The organism is Streptomyces venezuelae, assembly GCF_008642275.1.
Classification (GTDB): Bacteria; Actinomycetota; Actinomycetes; order Streptomycetales; family Streptomycetaceae; genus Streptomyces; species Streptomyces venezuelae_E.
The window spans coordinates 5,967,094-5,985,977 of sequence record NZ_CP029189.1 but is presented as its reverse complement, the minus strand read 5'-3'; the positions used below and the strand labels follow the sequence as shown (position 1 = coordinate 5,985,977).

Here is an 18,884-nt window from a genome sequence, read left to right as displayed (position 1 = left end):
CGGTATCCGCATGGCAGCCACCACCCACACAGTCAGCAACCAGGCCCCGCCCCTGGTGGGGTACGACGTCTACGGCGGCGATCGGGCCCTCACCGAGGGCGTCGAGCGTCACCTCGCGTCCGCGGATCCCGAACTCCTCGGCGAGGTAAGGCAGGAGCTCACGGACCTCGGGCGGGCGGCCGGTTCCGCGCAGGCCCAGGAATGGGGTGCACAGTCGAACGAGAATCCGCCCAGGCTGCGGACGCACGACCGGTACGGGAACCGGATCGACGAGGTCGACTTCCACCCGGCCTGGCACCGGCTGCTCGGGCACGCCGTGACCTCCGGGCTCACCGACGCCTGGGGGCGCCCGGCCGGGCATCTGCGCCGGGCCGCCGGTTTCTTCGTCTGGTCGCAGGCCGAGGCGGGGCACGGTTGCCCGATCTCGATGACCCACGCCGCCGTGCCTGCGCTGCGCACCGATCCGGTGCTCGCCGCCGAATGGGAGCCGCGGCTGACCTCGCACGTGTACGAGCAGGGGCTGCGGCCGGCCGCCGAGAAGCGGGGTGTGCTCTTCGGCATGGGGATGACGGAGAAGCAGGGCGGCAGCGACGTACGGGCGAACACGACGGCCGCGGTGCCGCTGGACGCGTCCGGCGAGTACCTGCTGACCGGGCACAAGTGGTTCTGCTCGGCGCCGATGTGCGACGGCTTCCTGGTGCTGGCACAGGCTCCGGGCGGGCTGACGTGCTTCCTGGTGCCGCGGGTGCTGCCGGACGGGACGCGCAACGTGTTCGCGATCCAGCGGCTGAAGGACAAGCTGGGCAACAAGTCGAACGCGTCGAGCGAGGTGGAGTTCGACGGGACCTGGGCGCGGCGGGTCGGCGAGGAGGGCCGCGGGGTGCGGACCATCATCGAGATGGTCGCGGCGACCCGGCTGGACTGCGTCATCGGCTCGGCTTCGCTGATGCGGCAGGCCCTGACGCAGGCCGTGCACCACGCGGAGCACCGCTCTGCTTTCGGAGCACCGCTCATCGACCAGCCGCTGATGCGCAACGTGCTTGCCGACCTCGCCCTGGAGTCGGAGGCCGCCACTACCTTGACCCTGCGCCTCGCGGCCGCCAACGACGCCGGTACGGAGCAGGAGAAGGCCTTCCTGCGCCTCGCCGTGCCCGCCGCCAAGTACTGGGTGACCAAGCGCTGTACGCCGATGGTGGCGGAGGCCCTGGAATGTCTGGGGGGCAACGGCTACGTAGAGGAGTCGGGGCTGCCCAGACTGCTGCGGGAATCCCCGCTGAACTCCATCTGGGAGGGCTCGGGCAACGTGCAGGCTCTGGACGTACTGCGGGCCCTCCAGCGCGAGCCGCAGGCCCTGAACGCCTTCCTCCAGGAGGTCGGTCTGGCCCGGGGCGCGGACCACCGGCTGGATTCGGCCATCAAGGACCTGCTGACGGATCTCGCCGATCTGGAGGGGATCGAGGCACGGGCCCGCCGGGTCGTCGAGCGCATGGCGCTGGTGCTCCAGGGATCGCTGCTGGTCCGGTGGGCTCCGCCGGAGGTCGCGGACGCCTTCTGCGCCTCGCGGCTGGGCGGTGACTGGGGCACGGCCTTCGGCACGCTGCCGCACAGCCTGGACCTGCGGGCGGTGGTGGAACGGGCGCGGATCGCGGGCTAGGACAGAGCCCCCGTCGGGCTCCATGGCGGTCCCCAAACCGCTCCCTGCCGCGATCCGGGCCCATCACCGGGTACAGGGGTGGCGCCGCGCCGACTCGACACCACCCCTGATCCGAAGCCCCGAGGAGGAGCCGGCACGCCGCTCGGCGGCGTCCGGACAGTTTCGGTCGGCCGACCGGGACTTGGCGAGGGTTGCATACCGTTGCAACCTTTGAGTCGGCAGCCGTCCCCCGGGGTGCCCGGGGAAGCGGCGCGTGCGTGCCGCCCGGGCGGCTCGCGTCGTACGTCCTGTTCGTTCGGGGAGGTTCCGGTGGCCGACACCACAGGCAGCACGGTCGATGTGGCCCGCATCTCGGCCATGGACGCGCGGGCCGCGGCCCGGCTGCTCAAGGGCGTGCGGGCGGCGGCGCTGGCCGGGGACCGGCCGCCGGCCGCCCCCCGGCCGGAGATCGCGGAGTCCTGGCGCCGGATGCTGGCCGGCGGGGTGCACCCGGACCGGGACGCCCGCTCGCGGATGCTGTCGCCCGCCGAGACCGAGGAGCGGCGGCACGTGTCGCCGCTGCGGGAGGTCCTGCCGGTGCTGCGCGAGGGGCTGCTGCCCGCCCTGGACGAGGCCCTGCACATCATGGTCGTCGCCGACGCGGACGGACGGCTGCTGTGGCGGGAGGGGCACTCCTCGATCCTGCGCAAGGCGGACCGGCTCGGTTTCGCGGTCGGGGCCGACTGGGACGAGGCCGTGGTCGGCACGAACGGGGTGGGCACCGCCCTGGTGGCCCGGCGGCCGGTGCAGGTGTTCTCCGCCGAGCACTTCGTCTCCAGCCACCACGACTGGACCTGCGCCGGGGCGCCCGTACGGGACCCGCGCGACGGGCGGCTGCTGGGCGTCGTCGACGTCAGCGGCCCGCTGGCCACCATGCACCCGGCGACGCTGGCGTGGGTCAGCTCGGTGGCCCGGCTCGCGGAGCGGGAGCTGCGGCTGCGGCACCTGGAGTCGCTGGAGCGGCTGCGGATGGTGGCGGCCCCGCTGCTGGCCCGGCTGCCGGGGCGGGCGCTGGCCGTGGACCCGAACGGCTGGACGGCGGCAGTGACGGGCCTGGCCCCGGCGGAACGGATCCCGCTGCCGAAGGCCTTCGGGCCGGGCCGGGTGTGGGTGCCGCGGCTCGGGGAGTGCGTGGTGGAGCCGCTGCCCGGGGGCTGGCTGCTGCGGGTCGCCGAGGACCGGCCCGGCGCGCCGGCGACCCGGATCGTCCTGGACCTCAGCCGGACGGGACACGGGTCGGCGACGGTGTACGGGCCGTCCGGGAGCTGGTCGCAGGAGCTGAGCCCGCGCCACGCGGAGCTGCTGTTCCTGCTGGCGGAGAGCCCGCGGGGGCGCTCGGCGGCGGAGCTGGCCGGGGAGCTGTTCGGGGATCCGACGCGCACGGTGACGGTCCGCGCGGAGCTCTCCCGGGTACGCCGCCACCTCGGGGGTCTGCTGACCCACCGGCCGTACCGGTTCACGGAGGACGTGGAGGTGGAGGTGGTCCGCCCCGGGGACCCGGCCGCGCTGCTCCCGCACTCGACCGCGCCCGTGGTGGTCCGGGCCCGCCTGGGCCGGACGGGGTCCGGCATGGTTCCCTGAGCTGCATGAGCACCATCACTCTCACCACCTGGTCGCTGGAGATGACCTCTCCGGCGGACCTCGTCCCGGCGGCTCCGGCGGGTCCGGAGATATCCGTCGCACGGGCGGAGGTCCCCTCACCCGAGTTCAGCCGCTTCCTGTACGCCTCCGTGGGCGGCGACATCCACTGGACGGACCGGCTCTCCCTGACCCGCGCGCAGTGGGTGGAGCAGCTGGACCGGCCGGGAGTGGAGACCTGGGTCGCGTACGACCGGGGCACGCCGGCCGGGTACGTGGAGCTCGACCCGCAGGACGACGGCGTGGTGGAGATCATGTACTTCGGTCTCCTCCCCGACTTCCGCGGCCGCCGCATCGGCGGTCACCTGCTGTCGGTGGGCGTCGCCCGCGCGTGGTCCCTCGCGGAGCGCTGGCCGGAACGTGAGCCGACCCGGCGGGTGTGGGTGCACACCTGCAGCCAGGACGGCCCGACGGCGATGAGCAACTACGAGCGGCGCGGCTTCAAGGTCTTCAAGACGGAGACGGAGTCCAAGGTGGAGACCCCGACCCCCGGCCCCTGGCCCGGCGCGTAACCCCTCCGGGGCCGGCCGAGCCCGCCGGACGACCGGCCGAGCCCGCCGGACGACAGAGCCGAGCCCGCCGGGGCGGCGCCGCCGCCGGGGCGGCGCCCCCGCACCCCCGCTCTCGAACGCCGGAGGGGCCTGATTCCAGCCCCTCCGGGCCCGCGGAGCCGGCCTCATGAGGTGACCCCCGTCACTTCATCCCGCCATTCGAGACGAGTTCGTCCGAATCGCGGACACTAGTGGACTCCTCCAATCGGCACATGACACGCTTCCGCCATGAATGGAGCTGGAATTGCCTTGGTGAGTCGGCGGCACGTCGACCTCGGCCGCATGTCCAGCGCCATCTGTCCGGCGCGCTGACGGAACCAGCCACGCCGCACGTCGCCGTCGTCCCCGCCGCCGCGGACGCGCCGACCACCCGCTAGCCCCCTGAGGCCGTAGTACCGCCCTGCCCGCCGGCAACCCCGGCGCGGAGCGGGAATCAGCCACACCCGCGCTCGGAGTCGCCGAGCCCGCAGGGGAGCGCCGAAGCCTCCCCCTGCCCTCGCATCGAGCCGCCGAAGAAGGACGTACCGCCATGGCCGCCACCCCCGAAACGCCCGCAGCCGCACCCGCAGCCGCCGCGCGCCGCAAGACCGGCCGTCACCGCGGCGAGGGCCAGTGGGCCGTCGGGCACCACACGCCCCTCAACGGCAACGAGCAGTTCAAGAAGGACGACGACGGTCTCAACGTGCGGACACGCATTGAGACGATCTACTCCAAGCGTGGCTTCGACTCGATCGACCCCAACGACCTCCGTGGCCGGATGCGCTGGTGGGGCCTCTACACCCAGCGCAAGCCCGGGATCGACGGCGGCAAGACCGCGATCCTGGAGCCGGAGGAGCTGGACGACGAGTACTTCATGCTGCGCGTCCGTATCGACGGCGGCCGGCTGACCACCGAGCAGCTCCGCGTGATCGGCGAGATCTCGGAGGAGTTCGCGCGCGGCACCGCCGACCTCACCGACCGCCAGAACGTGCAGTACCACTGGATCCGGATCGAGGACGTCCCGGAGATCTGGCGCCGGCTGGAGGCCGTGGGCCTGTCCACCACCGAGGCCTGCGGTGACACGCCCCGCGTCATCCTCGGTTCGCCCGTCGCCGGCATCGCCCTGGACGAGATCATCGACGGCACCCCCGCCATCGACGAGATCTACCGCCGGATCGTCGGCAACAAGGACTTCTCGAACCTGCCCCGCAAGTTCAAGTCCGCGGTCTCCGGCTCGCCGCTGCTCGACGTGGCGCACGAGATCAACGACATCGCGTTCGTGGGCGTGAACCACCCCGAGCACGGTCCCGGCTTCGACGTCTGGGTCGGCGGCGGTCTGTCCACCAACCCCAAGCTGGGTGTGCGCCTGGGCACCTGGGTCTCGCTCGACGAGGTCCCGGACGTCTACGAGGGCGTCATCTCGATCTTCCGCGACTACGGCTACCGCCGGCTGCGCAACCGCGCCCGTCTGAAGTTCCTCGTCGCCGACTGGGGTCCGGCCAAGTTCCGCCAGGTCCTGGAGGACGAGTACCTGAACCGGAAGCTGACCGACGGCCCGGCGCCCGAGCAGCCCACCGGCCAGTGGCGCGACCACGTCGGCGTCCACCAGCAGCAGGACGGCAGGTTCTACGTCGGCTTCGCGCCCCGCGTGGGCCGCGTGGACGGTGCCACCCTGACCAAGATCGCGGACGTGGCCGCACAGCACGGCTCGGGCCGGCTGCGCACCACCGCCGAGCAGAAGATGATCGTGCTCGACATCGAGGCCGACCAGGTCGACTCGGTGGTCGAGGCCCTGGAGGCGCTGGACCTGCGGGTCAAGCCGTCCCCGTTCCGCCGCGGCACGATGGCCTGCACCGGCATCGAGTTCTGCAAGCTGGCCATCGTCGAGACCAAGGCGCGCGGCGCCTCGCTGATCGACGAGTTGGAGCGCCGCCTGCCGGACTTCGCCGAGCCGCTCACCATCAACATCAACGGCTGCCCGAACGCCTGCGCCCGTATCCAGGTGGCGGACATCGGTCTCAAGGGGCAGCTGGTCCTGGACGACGACGGCAACCAGGTCGAGGGGTACCAGGTCCACCTGGGCGGCGCCCTGGGCCTGGAGGCCGGCTTCGGCCGCAAGGTCCGCGGTCTGAAGGTCACCTCGGCCGGTCTGCCCGACTACGTCGAGCGGGTCGTCAGGCACTACGAGGAGCAGCGCGAGGACGGCGAGCGCTTCGCGGCGTGGGTCGCCCGGGCGGACGAGAAGAGCCTCTCGTGAGCGAGCGCGCCGCACCGTTCTACTGCCCCTACTGCGGCGACGAGGACCTGTTTCCCAACGAGACGGGTCACGGCGCGTGGGAATGCAGGGCCTGCAACCGGGCCTTCCAGCTGAAGTACCTCGGGCTGCTGTCCCGGGGCGTCCAGTCGGATTCAGCGGGATCAGCGGGATCAGCGGGAGGGGACGGTATATGACCACCACTCAAGACGCGCGTCTCACGGCCGAAGAACTCAAGGCGCTGGCCGAGCAGGCGGGCCGGGACCTGGAGGACGCCTCCGCGCTGGACATCCTGCGCTGGGCGGTCGACACCTTCGGCACGTCGTTCGCCGTGACCTCCTCCATGGAGGACGCGGTCGTCGCCCACCTCGCCTCGCGGGTCCGGCCCGGCGTGGACGTGGTCTTCCTCGACACGGGTTACCACTTCGAGGAGACCATCGGCACCCGTGACGCGGTCGAGGCCGTGATGGACGTCAACGTCATCACGCTGACCCCGCGTCAGAGCGTCGCCGAGCAGGACGCCGAGTACGGGCCGAAGCTGCACGACCGCGACCCGGACCTGTGCTGCGCGCTGCGCAAGGTCAAGCCGCTGGAAGAGGGCCTGACGGCGTACACCGCGTGGGCGACGGGCCTGCGCCGCGACGAGTCCCCGACCCGGGCGAACACCCCGGTGGTCGGCTGGGACGAGAAGCGGCAGAAGGTCAAGGTCTCCCCGATCGCCCGCTGGACCCAGGACGACGTGGAGGCGTACGCCGCGGAGTTCGGCGTACTGACCAACCCGCTGCTGATGGACGGTTACACCTCCGTCGGCTGCGCCCCGTGCACCCGGCGCGTCGCCGAGGGCGAGGACGCGCGGGCCGGCCGGTGGGCCGGGTCGGGCAAGACCGAGTGCGGACTGCACGGCTGATGACGACGACCGGCGAAGAACTTACGGAGACAGAGCAGATGAGCGTGAGCGACCAGGGCGCCACCGTGTGGCTGACCGGGCTGCCGAGCGCGGGCAAGACCACCATCGCCTACGCGCTGGCCGAGCGGCTGCGCGGCGAGGGCCACCGGGTGGAGGTGCTCGACGGGGACGAGATCCGCGAGTTCCTCTCCGCGGGGCTGGGCTTCACCCGCGAGGACCGCCACACCAACGTGCAGCGGATCGGCTTCGTCGCCGAGCTCCTCGCGAGCAACGGGGTCAAGGCGCTGGTGCCGGTGATCGCACCGTTCGCGGACAGCCGGGAGGCCGTCCGCAAGCGGCACGCCGCCGAGGGCACCTCGTACCTGGAGGTCCACGTGGCCACCCCGGTCGAGGTCTGCTCGGAACGTGACGTCAAGGGCCTGTACGCCAAGCAGGCGGCGGGCGAGATCTCCGGTCTGACCGGGGTCGACGACCCGTACGAGGCACCGGAGTCCCCGGACCTCCGCATCGAGTCGCACACGCAGACCGTGCAGGAGTCGGCCTCGGCCCTGCACGCGCTGCTCACCGAGAGGGGTCTGGCATGACGACGACCGTCGCACACGTCCACGACGAGACGGACGCGCCGTACGCGCTGTCGCACCTCGACGCCCTTGAGTCGGAGGCCGTGCACATCTTCCGTGAGGTGGCGGGCGAGTTCGAGAAGCCGGTGATCCTGTTCTCCGGCGGCAAGGACTCCATCGTCATGCTGCACCTGGCGCTCAAGGCGTTCGCGCCGGCGCCGGTGCCGTTCACGCTGCTGCACGTCGACACCGGGCACAACTTCCCCGAAGTCCTCGACTACCGCGACCGCACCGTCGCCCAGCACGGGCTGCGCCTGCACGTGGCCTCCGTCCAGGACTACATCGACGCCGGCAAGCTGCGCGAGCGCCCCGACGGCACCCGCAACCCCCTGCAGACCGTCCCCCTCACGGAGGCGATCCAGCAGCTGAAGTTCGACGCCGTCTTCGGCGGCGGCCGCCGCGACGAGGAGAAGGCCCGCGCCAAGGAACGCGTGTTCTCCCTCCGCGACGAGTTCTCCCAGTGGGACCCGCGCCGCCAGCGCCCCGAACTCTGGCAGCTCTACAACGGCCGCCACGCCCCCGGCGAACACGTCCGCGTCTTCCCCCTCTCCAACTGGACCGAACTGGACGTCTGGCAGTACATCGCCCGCGAGGGCATCGAACTCCCGGAGATCTACTTCGCCCACCAGCGCGAGGTCTTCCAGCGCAACGGCATGTGGCTCACAGCCGGCGAATGGGGCGGCCCCAAGGAGAACGAGACACCCGAAACACGTCTCATCCGCTACCGCACCGTCGGCGACATGTCCTGCACCGGCGCCGTCGACTCCGACGCCACCACACTCGACGCCGTGATCGCCGAGATCGCCGTCTCCCGCCTCACCGAACGGGGCGCGACCCGCGCCGACGACAAGATGTCCGAAGCCGCGATGGAAGACCGCAAGCGCGAAGGGTACTTCTAGACATGACCAGCACCACCGAACAGGTCGCCGGACTCGACGACCTCGCGGCCACCACCCTGCTGCGCTTCGCGACCGCCGGCTCCGTCGACGACGGCAAGTCCACCCTGGTGGGCCGCCTGCTCCACGACTCCAAGTCGGTCCTGACCGACCAGATGGAGGCCGTCGAGGCCGTCTCCGCCCAGCGCGGCCAGGACGCCCCCGACCTCGCACTGCTCACCGACGGCCTGCGGGCCGAGCGGGAACAGGGCATCACCATCGACGTCGCCTACCGCTACTTCGCCACCGCACGCCGCCGGTTCATCCTCGCCGACACCCCCGGGCACGTGCAGTACACCCGGAACATGGTCACCGGCGCCTCCACCGCCGACCTGGCCGTGGTCCTCGTCGACGCCCGCAACGGCGTCATCGAACAGACCCGCCGGCACGCGGCCGTCGCCGCACTCCTGCGCGTCCCGCACGTGGTCCTCGCCGTCAACAAGATGGACCTCGTCGGCTACCAGGAATCCGTCTTCGCCGCCATCGCCGAGGAGTTCACCGCGTACGCCTCCGACCTGGGCGTCCCGGAGATCACCGCGATCCCGATCTCGGCCCTGGCCGGTGACAACGTGGTGGAGCCGTCCGCGAACATGGACTGGTACGGCGGCCCCACCGTGCTGGAGCACCTGGAGAACGTCCCGGTCAGCCACGACCTCACGGCCTGCCCGGCGCGTTTCCCGGTGCAGTACGTGATCCGTCCGCAGTCCGCCGAGCACCCCGACTACCGCGGCTACGCGGGCCAGATCGCCTCCGGCGTCCTGCGCGTCGGCGAGGCGGTGACCGTCCTGCCGTCCGGCCGGACCTCGGTCATCGAGGGCATCGACGCGCTCGGCGAGAGCGTCGACATCGCCTGGGCCCCGCAGTCGGTGACGCTGCGTCTGAAGGACGACATCGACATCTCGCGCGGCGACCTGATCGCGCCGTCCGCGAACGCGCCGGCCACCACTCAGGACGTCGAGGCGACGGTCTGCCACGTGGCCGACCAGCCGCTGGCCGTCGGCGCCCGGGTGCTGATCAAGCACACGACGCGCACGGTCAAGGCGATCGTCAAGGAGATCCCCTCGCGGCTGACCCTGGACGACCTGTCCCAGCACCCGAGCCCCGGGCAGCTGGTGGCCAACGACATCGGCCGCGTCGTCGTCCGAACCGCCGAGCCGCTCGCGCTCGACGCGTACGCCGACTCGCGCCGCACCGGGTCCTTCCTGCTGATCGACCCGGCCGACGGAACCACCCTGGCGGCGGGCATGGCGGGCGAGTCCTTCGCCTCCAAGGCCGAGACGACCGCCCAGGCCGACGAGGAAGGCTGGGACTTCTGATTATGCTCCTCGACATCTACTCCACCTTCGCGAAGGAGGGCGGCCGCGTAGGCAGCGGCGTCCTCGGCAGCGGCCAGGGAGGGGTGGCGCGATGTGCGCGATGACGTACGCGCACCGCATGCGCGCCCACACCCCCCACCAGCCGTACCCGCCATCGCCACGCAAACGAAGACGCGCGTCATGAGATGACGCCGTCACGAGAGGAAGCCCTCCCGTGCCTGCCACCGCCAGCACCACCCTCCGCCGCGGCATCGTCGCCGCCGCCGCCCTGCCGCTCCTGATCGGTGCGCTCGCTTCCTGCGGCTACGGCTCGGAAGCCGCGAAGGACCAGCCGAAGGCCGCCGACGCGGCGGACGCCGGCAAGAAGCTCTCCGCCTCCGAGGTCCGCATCGGGTACTTCCCGAACCTGACGCACGCCACCGCGCTGGTCGGGCTCCAGGAAGGCCTGATCGAGAAGGAACTGAACGGCACCAAGATCAAGCCGCAGTCCTTCAACGCCGGCCCGTCCGAGATCGAAGCCCTCAACGGCGGCTCTCTCGACATCGGTTTCATCGGCCCCTCGCCGTCGATCAACGGCTACGTGAAGTCCAAGGGCTCGAACCTCCGCATCATCTCCGGTTCCGCCTCCGGCGGCGTCAAGCTCGTCGTGAACCCGGACAAGATCAAGACCCTGGACGACCTCAAGGGCAAGAAGATCGCCACCCCGCAGAAGGGGAACACGCAGGACGTCGCGTTCCTCAACTGGATCTCCGAGAAGGGCTGGAAGGTCGACCCGGAGTCCGGCAAGGGTGACGTCTCCGTCGTCCGTACGGACAACAAGGTGACCCCAGACGCCTTCAAGCAGGGCTCGATCGACGGCGCCTGGGTGCCGGAGCCCACGGCGTCCAAGCTCGTCTCCGACGGCGGTTCCGTCCTCCTCGACGAGACCGCCCTGTGGCCCGACAAGAAGTTCGTGATCACGAACATCGTCGTGTCGCAGAAGTTCCTCAAGGAGCACCCGGACGTGGTCGAGGCCGTACTGCGCGGCACGGTGAAGACCAACGAGTGGATCCACGCCAACCAGGACAAGGCGAAGGCCTCCGCCAACGCCAAGCTGGAGGCGGACAGCGGCAAGCCGCTCGACGCCAAGATCATCGACCCGGCGTGGCCGAGCATCGCGATCACCGACGACCCGCTGGCCGGGACGCTGAAGACGCAGTCGGAGTGGGCGGTCAAGGCCAAGCTCATCGAGGAGCCCGACCTGGCCGGCATCTACGACCTGACGCTCCTGAACAAGGTGCTGAAGGCCGCCGGCAAGCCCGAGGTCTCCGACGCCGGTCTCGGCGTCAAGTAATCCCGCAATCCAGCAATCCCAGGAGGTGACGACCATGGCCACCACGCTTGCCAAGGCTGCCGAGGGCTCCGCCCTGGAGCGCACGCACGCCGCCCGCATCGAGCACGTCTCGAAGTCCTTCTCCGGCCCGGCCGGATCGCAGCTCGTCCTGGACGACGTCAGCCTCGATGTCGCTCCCGGCGAGTTCGTCACCATCCTGGGTGCCTCGGGGTGTGGCAAGTCCACGCTGCTGAACCTGGTCGCGGGTCTGGACAAGCCGTCCGCGGGGTCCATCGAGACCCCCGGCGGCCGTCCGGCGCTCATGTTCCAGGAGCACGCCCTCTTCCCGTGGCTGACCGCGGGCAAGAACATCGAACTCGCCCTGCGCCTGCGCGGGGTGGCCAAGGCCGACCGCCGTCCGGAGGCCGAGCGGCTGCTGGAGCTGGTCCGCCTGGGCGGCGCGTACGGCAAGCGCGTGCACGAACTGTCCGGCGGCATGCGCCAGCGCGTGGCCCTGGCCCGGGCGCTGGCCCAGGACAGCCGGCTGCTGCTGATGGACGAGCCGTTCGCCGCGCTCGACGCCATCACCCGGGACGTGCTGCACGGCGAGCTCACCCGCATCTGGGCGGAGACGGGACTGTCCGTCCTGTTCGTCACCCACAACGTGCGCGAGGCCGTCCGCCTCGCCCAGCGCGTGGTCCTGCTCTCCTCCCGGCCCGGCCGGGTCGCGAAGGAATGGACCGTGGACATCCCGCAGCCGCGCCGCATCGAGGACGCGGACGTCGCCGAGCTGTCCCTGGAGATCACTGAACACCTGCGTGGGGAGATCCGCCGCCATGGCCAGCACTGACATCACTTCGAAGGCCACGGGCAGGAGCGACGACCTGGCCGGTCTGGAGGCGGGTCTCGACGCCCTGGACGCCGTGCAGACCCACCGCACCCCGGTCCGCGAGATCCTCGTCAAGAAGGTCCTCCCGCCGGTCCTGGCCGTGAGCCTGGTGCTCGTGGTCTGGCAGGTCCTCGTCGCGGCGCACGTCACCGAGGAGACCAAGCTGCCCGCGCCGTCCGCGGTGTGGAACAGCCTGTCCGACATGTGGCTCAAGGGCACGCTGCTGGAGGTCATCTGGACCAGCGTCTCCCGTGGTCTGCTCGGCTTCCTGCTGGCCCTGGCCATCGGTACGCCGCTCGGACTGCTGGTCGCCCGGGTGAAGTTCGTCCGCGCCGCGATCGGCCCGATCCTGCAGGGCCTGCAGTCGCTGCCGTCGGTGGCCTGGGTGCCGCCGGCCGTCCTGTGGTTCGGCCTGAACGACGCGATGATGTACACGGTGATCCTCCTGGGCGCCGTCCCGTCCATCGCCAACGGCCTCGTCTCCGGCATCGACCAGATCCCGCCGCTGTACCTGCGGGCCGGCCGCACCCTGGGGGCCACGGGCCTGCGCGGGGCCCGGCACATCGTCATGCCGGCCGCGCTGCCCGGCTACCTGGCCGGTCTCAAGCAGGGCTGGGCCTTCTCCTGGCGCTCGCTGATGGCCGCCGAGATCATCGCCTCCTCCCCCGACCTGGGCCTGGGCCTGGGCCAGCTGCTGGAGAACGGCCGCAACAACATCGACCTGCCGGGCGTGTTCCTCGCGATCATCCTGATCCTGGTGGTCGGCATCGCCATCGACCTGCTGATCTTCAGCCCGGTCGAGCGGTGGGTGCTGCGCAGCCGCGGCCTGCTGGCGAAGAGCTGATCGCCGTGTCCCCCGCACTCCTGGTCATCGCCCACGGCAGCCGCGATCCGCGGCACGCGGCGACCGTGCACGCCCTCACGGGACGCGTACGGGCGCTGCGTCCCGGGCTGCGCGTGGAGACGGCCTTCCTGGACTTCAACACCCCGTCGGTGGGGCAGGCCCTGTCCTCGCTCTACCTGTCCGGCGCACGGGAGGTGGTGGCGCTCCCGCTGCTGCTGACCCGCGCCTTCCACGCGAAGTCCGACATCCCGGCGGCGCTCGCCGAGTCGGCCTCGCGTCTGCCGGGGCTGTCGGTACGGGTGGCGGACGTCCTCGGACCGTCCCCGCTCCTGCTGACGGCCCTGGACCGCCGGCTCACCGAGGCCGGCCTCACCCCGGCGGACCGCGCCACCACCGCCGTGGTGCTCGCGTCCGCCGGCTCCACGGACCCGGAGGCGATCGCAGTGATCGCTGAAACCGCGCGGGAGTGGCGGCGCACCGGTTGGTGTGCCGTGCGGCCTGCGTTCGCCTCCGCTGCTCTGCCCCGTACGGAGGACGCCGTACGGGCCCTGCGCGCCGAGGGCTTCGAGCGGGTGGCGGTGGCCCCGTACGTCATCGCCCCCGGCCGCCTCCCGGACCGCATCGCGGCCGGCGCGCAGGCCGCGGGCGCGGACCTCGTCGCCGGCGTCCTGGGCGCGGCCCCGGAACTGGCCCGGCTGCTGCTGCGCCGCTTCGACGCGGCCGCGACGGCGCCCGCGCGGCGGCCGGCGCTGACCGCGTAGCCCTCGGCGCCGGGGTCAGGGCAGGCTCCAGATCTGGGTGGTCACCAGGTAGAAGACCAGCACCCAGAAGGCGAGCAGGGCGACGACGATGCCGATGCCGATGAGGTTGGTCCTGGTGGCCGGTTCGTCCGGCGTCGGGCGCAACCACCGTTTGAGCAGCGGGTTCACGTAGTAGGGCATGGTCACGAAGCTCATGACGAAGCTCGACAGCAGGTTGCCGACCAGCAGACCGAGCCACAGCGGCATCTTCAGCGGGGACGTGGCGAGCGCGAGCAGGACGACGGTCGGGTAGAGGCCGACCCAGACCGCGATCGCGGTCTTGGTGACCGAGGGCGGTGGGCCTTCCCGGCCGTTCTCCTCGAAGGCGAACCAGCTGCCGAAGGAGTTGTCGACGGTGCGGAGGTCGAACTCGAAGTCCTTGCCCTCGGCGAGGACCTTGCGTCTGCGGTCCGACGTCAGCCAGGCGTCGAGGTGCTGGGCGTTGTCGAAGCGGTACAGCGTGGTCCACTCCTCCTGGAGGCCGTCGACGGGCGGGAAGAACTCGCTTCCGCGAAAGCCTTCGAACCGGCTCTCCTCTTCGGTCATCCGGCGTTGCCACGCCAGGAAGTCCTCGACGTGCTGCGGGTGCACGCGGTGGGTGATGACCACGGTCACCGAGGCGTCGTGCGCCGGGGTGTGGCCGCTGACCACCTGCTGGGTTCCGGGTCCGTCGAGGTAGCGGTCACCGACTTCCAGGAGCTGCTGCCGGGTGGAGCTGTTGATCCACGCCTGCAGGTGGGGTACGGAGTCGAAGCGGTAGACGATGACCCACTCGGGCTGGAGGGCCGTCGGCGGGGAGACCTCGACGCCGAGGTACCCGTCGTAGGCGGAGGCGGCGGCGTTGACGCCCTGCTGCCACTCCTCGTAGTCGTGCTCCCGGCCGGGCAGCACCTTCTGCGCGATGATCGCCGTGGCCTCGGCGTCCGCTGCGTGATCGTTCTCGGTGTTCATGTGCTCAGGCCTTCGAGAGCGGCTGCTTCTCGCCGAGCCGGCTGTAGATCCGGTCCGGGGTCAGCGGCAGCGTCCGGTAGCGGATCCCCGTGGCGGCCTGGAGGGCGTTGGCGAGGGCGGGGGCCACCGGGTTGATGCTGCATTCGGCCATCCCCTTCGAGCGCATCGGCCCGACCGAGTCCGCGGAGTCCACCAGGAGGACCTCGGTGCGCGGCACGTCGGCGTAGGTGGGAATGCGGTAGTTGCGGAGGTTCGGGTTGACCATGACGCCGTGCGCGTCGAGCCGGAAGACCTCGGTCAGGACGAAGCCGATGCCCTGGGCGACGGCACCCTCCACCTGTCCCCGCACCTGGGCGGGGTTGATGACGACGCCCGCGTCGACCGCCTGGACGCTGTGCAGGACACGGATCTCACCGGTGATCCGGTGGACCGCTATCCGGAACCCGTGCGCGTTGGAGACGGCGCTGCGGGGCGATCCGTAGGCCTTGCGGGCGGCGGTGAACCGGATGCCGCGGGACCGCGCCGTCGCGACGAGTTCGGCCAGTGACACGCGCTGGTCGCCGCAGATGACGCCGTCGTCGTCCATCGAGCACATCACGGGGTGGATGCCCGTCCGGGCGGCGGCGAATTCGACGATGCGGTCGCGCACGGCTCCCGCCGCCCGCAGGACCGCGTTGCCCGCCACGAAGAGACCCGCGCTCGCGAAGGCCCCGGTGTCGAATCCGGTGCGGTCGGTGTCGGACTGCACCAGGCGGATCCTCGACGTGGTGGTGCCCAACTGCTGCGCCGCGATCTGGACGTGGGCGGTCGAGGTGCCCTCGCCGAACTCGACCGTGCCGACGGCCACCTCGTAGACGAGGTCGTCGCCGAGCGTCACCCAGGCCTCCGAGATGTGTTCGGTCGGGGGCGCGGTCTCGTGCAGGGAGGCGGCGGCGCCCGCGCCGACGAGCCAGTCCGGGCCGAGGTGCGGGTCCTGGCCGGCCGTCCGGGCCAGGGCACGTTCCACCAGGTCGATGCAGTGCGCGAGGCCGTCCTCGGTGAACAACACGTCGTCGGGACCGTCGTGCATGGCGACGAGCGGGTCTCCCGGCCGCACGATGTTGCGGCGGCGCAGTTCGAACGGATCCATGTGCAGGGCGAGGGCCAATTCGTGCATGGCCGATTCCACGGCGAAGGCCGGCTGCGTCATCCCGTACCCGCGCAGCGCACCGCTCGGAACGGTGTTGGTGTAGACGGAGTAGGCGTCGTACTTCTTGTTGGGGCAGCGGTAGATCATGACGGCCGCGCCGCCCGCGAACAGGGTCTCGCCGCCGTGGTTGCCGTAGGCGCCCGTGTTGGACACGTTGCGGACCTGGAACGCCGTGAGCGTGCCGTCCGCCTTCGCGCCGAGTTTGACGGTGAGCGTCATCGGATGCCGTGGCGAGGCCGTGGTGAACTCCTCCTCGCGGGTGTACTCGAAGCACACGGGCTGCCCGGTGTCCAGCGCGCCCAGGGCGGCCAGGTCCTCCGAGATGACCTCCTGTTTGCCGCCGAAGCCGCCGCCCACGCGCTTGCAGAACACCCGGAGCTGGTCGGGGCGCAGCGCGAACAGGTGGGCGAGCTTGACCTTGGCGATGGAGGGCGACTGCGAGCTGGTGCGGACGTTGAGGCGTCCGTCCTCCATCCAGGCGATCGAGCCGTGGGTCTCCAGATGCGCGTGCTGCACGCGCGGGGAGGAGTACGTCGCCTCGTGGATCACGTCGGCCTCGGCGAACCCGGCGTCGACGTCGCCGACGTGCGAGTGGATTTCGAGGAGGATGTTGCGGACGGGGTCGCGGACGAAGGGGTCGTCCGCGCCGTGGATCTGCGGGGCCCCGTCGGCCATGGCCTCTTCGGGGTCGAACACCGCGGGCAGCACCTCGTACTCGACGACGACCTTCCGGCAGCCCTCCTCCGCGGCCCCGGGCGTGTCGGCCAGGACGGCGACGACGCGCTGGCCGGCAAAGCGCACGGTGTGGTCGAGGATGTAGGTGTCGTCGGGGTCGACGAGGTGGTCGGTGTGGATCGCGGTGGTGAAGGCCCTGCGCGGGACGTCCTCCCAGGTGTAGACCCGTCGCACCCCGGGAACGGCGAGGGCGGCGCTCTTGTCGACCGAGAGGATCCGGGCGTGGGCGTGCGGCGAGTGCAGCACCTTGATGTGCAGCATGCCGTCCATGCGGGTGTCCATGGTGAACTCGGCGCGACCGGTCACCACGTCGTCGGCCGCGGGTGCTCCGACGCTCACTCCGACCGCTCTCCCCGGCGCGGCCCTCTCCACGCCGACGACGCCCCGCACGGCGTCCTCGATCCCCCGGTAGCCCGTGCAGCGGCAGAGGTTGCCCTTCAGCGCACGGGGCAGGTCTGCCTTCTGGGCCTCGGTGAAGGTGGCCGAAGTCATGATCATTCCTGCGGTGCAGAAGCCGCACTGGAACCCCGGGGCGTCGCGGAACTGCCGCTGCATCGGGTGCAGACCGCCGGGTGAGCCCAGCCCCTCGATGGTCGTCACCTCACGGCCGTCCGCGCGGAAGGCGGGGGTGATGCAGCTGTGCACGGGGCTGCCGTCCAGCCACACCGTGCACGCTCCGCAGTCTCCCGCGTCGCAGCCCTTCTTGACGCCGTGGTGGCCGAGCGAGCGGAGGAAGGTGCGCAGGCACTGGCCGGGGGCCGGTTCCTCGTGGAAGGTGCGACCGTTCACCCGGTACGTCATGACGTGCCCCCTGCGGAGAGTTCACGGCGGATCTCCTCGGCGTAGTGCCGCGTGAGATGGCGGCGGTATCCGGGGGTTCCGTTGGGATCGTCGAACCAGACGTCGGCCGGGATGACGTCGATGCTCTGCTGGAGGGTCCGGGCGTCGGGCATGGTGTCGAACACCATGCGCACGGGCCGGGTGGTGCCGGCGGTGACGGTGAGCAGGAGGTCGCTGCGCCCGGGGGTACGCGTGCCGATGAGGAACACCGTCGAGCGGCCGAGGCGGGTGAGCGTGAACCGGCGGTGTGTGGCGTGTTTGCGCAGGGCGCGCGCCGGGATCTCGACCCGCCGCAGGAGTTCCCCTGGCGTGAGGATGTTCCGGTGGTCGCCGGTCACGAAGTCGAGGGCGTCGACGGTGCGCGTGGTCCCGTCGGGTGCCCACAGCTCGTACCGGGCCTCCAGCGCGACCGTCATCGTGATCATGGGGCCGGCCGGCAGCGACATGCAGATGTTGCCGCCGACGGTCGCCGCGTTCCAGACCTTGAACGAGGACAGGAACGCCTCGCAGCCCGTCGCGATGAGCGGGCCCGCGGTCCAGTCGGCCGGGGGCGTGAAGGCGTACAGGTCGCGGACGGTGCAGGTCGCGCCGATCTCCAGGCCCTTGTCGCTCGGCACGAGGGGGGCCCAGCGCAGGGAGGTGAGGTCGAGGAGGCGGCGCAGGTCCGGCTGCTCGGCGGAGAACAGCCAGGTCCCGCCCGCGAGCCACGCGTCGCCCTCGCGCCAGTCCGCGCCCGGCCGGCCCGCCGGCGGGCGCCGGACGACTTCGGTGATCGTGTTGAGGTCCACGGGGATCGATCTCCCTCACGACGGCGGTCGTGTCACGGACCGCCCGCCGGGAACCGGTGCGCGGTACGCGCGGGGCGCGGGGCGCGGTGACCCGGGGCGGATCCCGGGGCCGGGCCGGGCCCGGGTCCGGTGCGGCCGCTGCGGTCGGAGCACTTCGACGAGGACCGGCGGACGGAGAGACTCCTTTTCAGCGTATCCCCGACCACCCCGGCCCCGCCCGCCGTGGTCGCGGCGCGGCGGACTCGGCCGGCACTGCAGGCGCGGTGGGCTCCACGGCCACCGCGGCCACCGCGGGCGCGGCAGGTGCCGGTGGGCGCCGCGGGCGCGGTAGATGCCGGTGGGCGCCGCGGGCGCGGTGGGCTCCACGGTCACCGTGGCCGCCGCAGGCACGGTAGATGCCGGTGGGCTCCACGGTCGCCGTGGGCGCCGCAGGCACGGTAGATGCCGGTGGGCTCCACGGTCGCCGTGGGCGCCGCAGGCGCGGTGGGTGCGGCGGGCGCCGCGCGGTGGGCGCCGCAGGCACGGTGGGCGCCGCAGGCACGGTGGGCGCCGCAGGCACGGTGGGCGCCGCAGGCACGGTGGGCGCCGCAGGCACGGTGGGCGCCGCAGGCACGGTGGGCGCCGCAGGCACGGTGGGCGCCGC

17 protein-coding genes are annotated in these 18,884 nt (G+C 71.7%); 14 read left to right on the top strand and 3 right to left on the bottom strand.

The window, feature by feature from the left end; genetic code table 11:
* Positions 1–10 precede the first annotated feature (10 nt).
* The 14 genes from DEJ51_RS26585 to DEJ51_RS26525 all read left to right on the top strand — a co-directional run bounded on the left by DEJ51_RS26585 (position 11) and on the right by DEJ51_RS26525 (position 13,699).
* Positions 11–1,654: an acyl-CoA dehydrogenase family protein gene (locus tag DEJ51_RS26585; RefSeq protein WP_150260117.1), complete on the top strand. Its 1,644-nt coding sequence runs from the start codon at positions 11–13 to the stop codon at positions 1,652–1,654.
* Positions 1,655–2,011: 357 nt separating this feature from the next.
* Entirely contained in the window at positions 2,012–3,274 is a 1,263-nt protein-coding gene (locus tag DEJ51_RS26580) for a GAF domain-containing protein (protein ID WP_150262166.1), read from the top strand.
* A gap of 5 nt (positions 3,275–3,279) precedes the next feature.
* Positions 3,280–3,843: a GNAT family N-acetyltransferase gene (locus tag DEJ51_RS26575; protein WP_150260116.1), complete on the top strand. Its 564-nt coding sequence runs from the start codon at positions 3,280–3,282 to the stop codon at positions 3,841–3,843.
* 267 nt (positions 3,844–4,110) lie between these two features.
* Complete coding sequence (locus DEJ51_RS35760) at positions 4,111–4,194, top strand: putative leader peptide (protein ID WP_312847410.1); 84 nt, start codon at positions 4,111–4,113, stop codon at positions 4,192–4,194.
* Between the two features lie 217 nt (positions 4,195–4,411).
* On the top strand, positions 4,412–6,118 hold the full coding sequence (locus DEJ51_RS26570) for a nitrite/sulfite reductase (RefSeq protein ID WP_150260115.1): 1,707 nt from the start codon (positions 4,412–4,414) through the stop codon (positions 6,116–6,118).
* A complete protein-coding gene (locus DEJ51_RS35215) occupies positions 6,115–6,312 on the top strand; it encodes a hypothetical protein (RefSeq protein WP_150260114.1) in 198 nt (65 codons plus the stop codon). The genes DEJ51_RS26570 and DEJ51_RS35215 overlap by 4 nt, the downstream gene beginning before the upstream one ends.
* Entirely contained in the window at positions 6,309–7,022 is a 714-nt protein-coding gene (locus DEJ51_RS26560; protein ID WP_150260113.1) for a phosphoadenylyl-sulfate reductase, read from the top strand. The genes DEJ51_RS35215 and DEJ51_RS26560 overlap by 4 nt, the downstream gene beginning before the upstream one ends.
* 38 nt (positions 7,023–7,060) lie before the next feature.
* Positions 7,061–7,606, top strand: coding sequence for an adenylyl-sulfate kinase (gene cysC, locus DEJ51_RS26555; RefSeq protein WP_054227921.1), 546 nt, complete (start codon positions 7,061–7,063; stop codon positions 7,604–7,606).
* Positions 7,603–8,541, top strand: coding sequence for a sulfate adenylyltransferase subunit CysD (cysD, locus tag DEJ51_RS26550; RefSeq protein ID WP_150260112.1), 939 nt, complete (start codon positions 7,603–7,605; stop codon positions 8,539–8,541). Before cysC ends, cysD begins: the two co-directional genes overlap by 4 nt.
* A gap of 2 nt (positions 8,542–8,543) precedes the next feature.
* Positions 8,544–9,893 (top strand): sulfate adenylyltransferase subunit 1, encoded by a 1,350-nt coding sequence (locus tag DEJ51_RS26545; RefSeq protein WP_150260111.1) that lies wholly within the window; start codon positions 8,544–8,546, stop codon positions 9,891–9,893.
* 214 nt (positions 9,894–10,107) lie between these two features.
* Entirely contained in the window at positions 10,108–11,226 is a 1,119-nt protein-coding gene (locus DEJ51_RS26540; RefSeq protein WP_150260110.1) for an ABC transporter substrate-binding protein, read from the top strand.
* Positions 11,227–11,260: 34 nt separating this feature from the next.
* A complete protein-coding gene (locus DEJ51_RS26535) occupies positions 11,261–12,055 on the top strand; it encodes an ABC transporter ATP-binding protein (RefSeq protein ID WP_150260109.1) in 795 nt (264 codons plus the stop codon).
* Complete coding sequence (locus DEJ51_RS26530) at positions 12,042–12,938, top strand: ABC transporter permease (RefSeq protein ID WP_150260108.1); 897 nt, start codon at positions 12,042–12,044, stop codon at positions 12,936–12,938. Before DEJ51_RS26535 ends, DEJ51_RS26530 begins: the two co-directional genes overlap by 14 nt.
* A 5-nt stretch (positions 12,939–12,943) precedes the next feature.
* Positions 12,944–13,699, top strand: a complete 756-nt coding sequence (locus DEJ51_RS26525; RefSeq protein WP_411757355.1) for a sirohydrochlorin chelatase — start codon at positions 12,944–12,946, stop codon at positions 13,697–13,699.
* Positions 13,700–13,714: 15 nt separating this feature from the next.
* Here DEJ51_RS26525 and DEJ51_RS26520 read toward each other — a convergent pair whose 3' ends face one another.
* The 3 genes from DEJ51_RS26520 to DEJ51_RS26510 are packed head-to-tail and all read right to left on the bottom strand — an operon-like array spanning position 13,715 to position 18,241.
* A complete protein-coding gene (locus tag DEJ51_RS26520) occupies positions 13,715–14,689 on the bottom strand; it encodes an antibiotic biosynthesis monooxygenase (protein ID WP_150260107.1) in 975 nt (324 codons plus the stop codon).
* A gap of 4 nt (positions 14,690–14,693) precedes the next feature.
* Positions 14,694–17,414, bottom strand: a complete 2,721-nt coding sequence (locus DEJ51_RS26515; RefSeq protein WP_150260106.1) for a molybdopterin-dependent oxidoreductase — start codon at positions 17,412–17,414, stop codon at positions 14,694–14,696.
* Positions 17,411–18,241: an FAD binding domain-containing protein gene (locus DEJ51_RS26510; RefSeq protein ID WP_150260105.1), complete on the bottom strand. Its 831-nt coding sequence runs from the start codon at positions 18,239–18,241 to the stop codon at positions 17,411–17,413. Before DEJ51_RS26510 ends, DEJ51_RS26515 begins: the two co-directional genes overlap by 4 nt.
* Positions 18,242–18,884 lie beyond the last annotated feature (643 nt).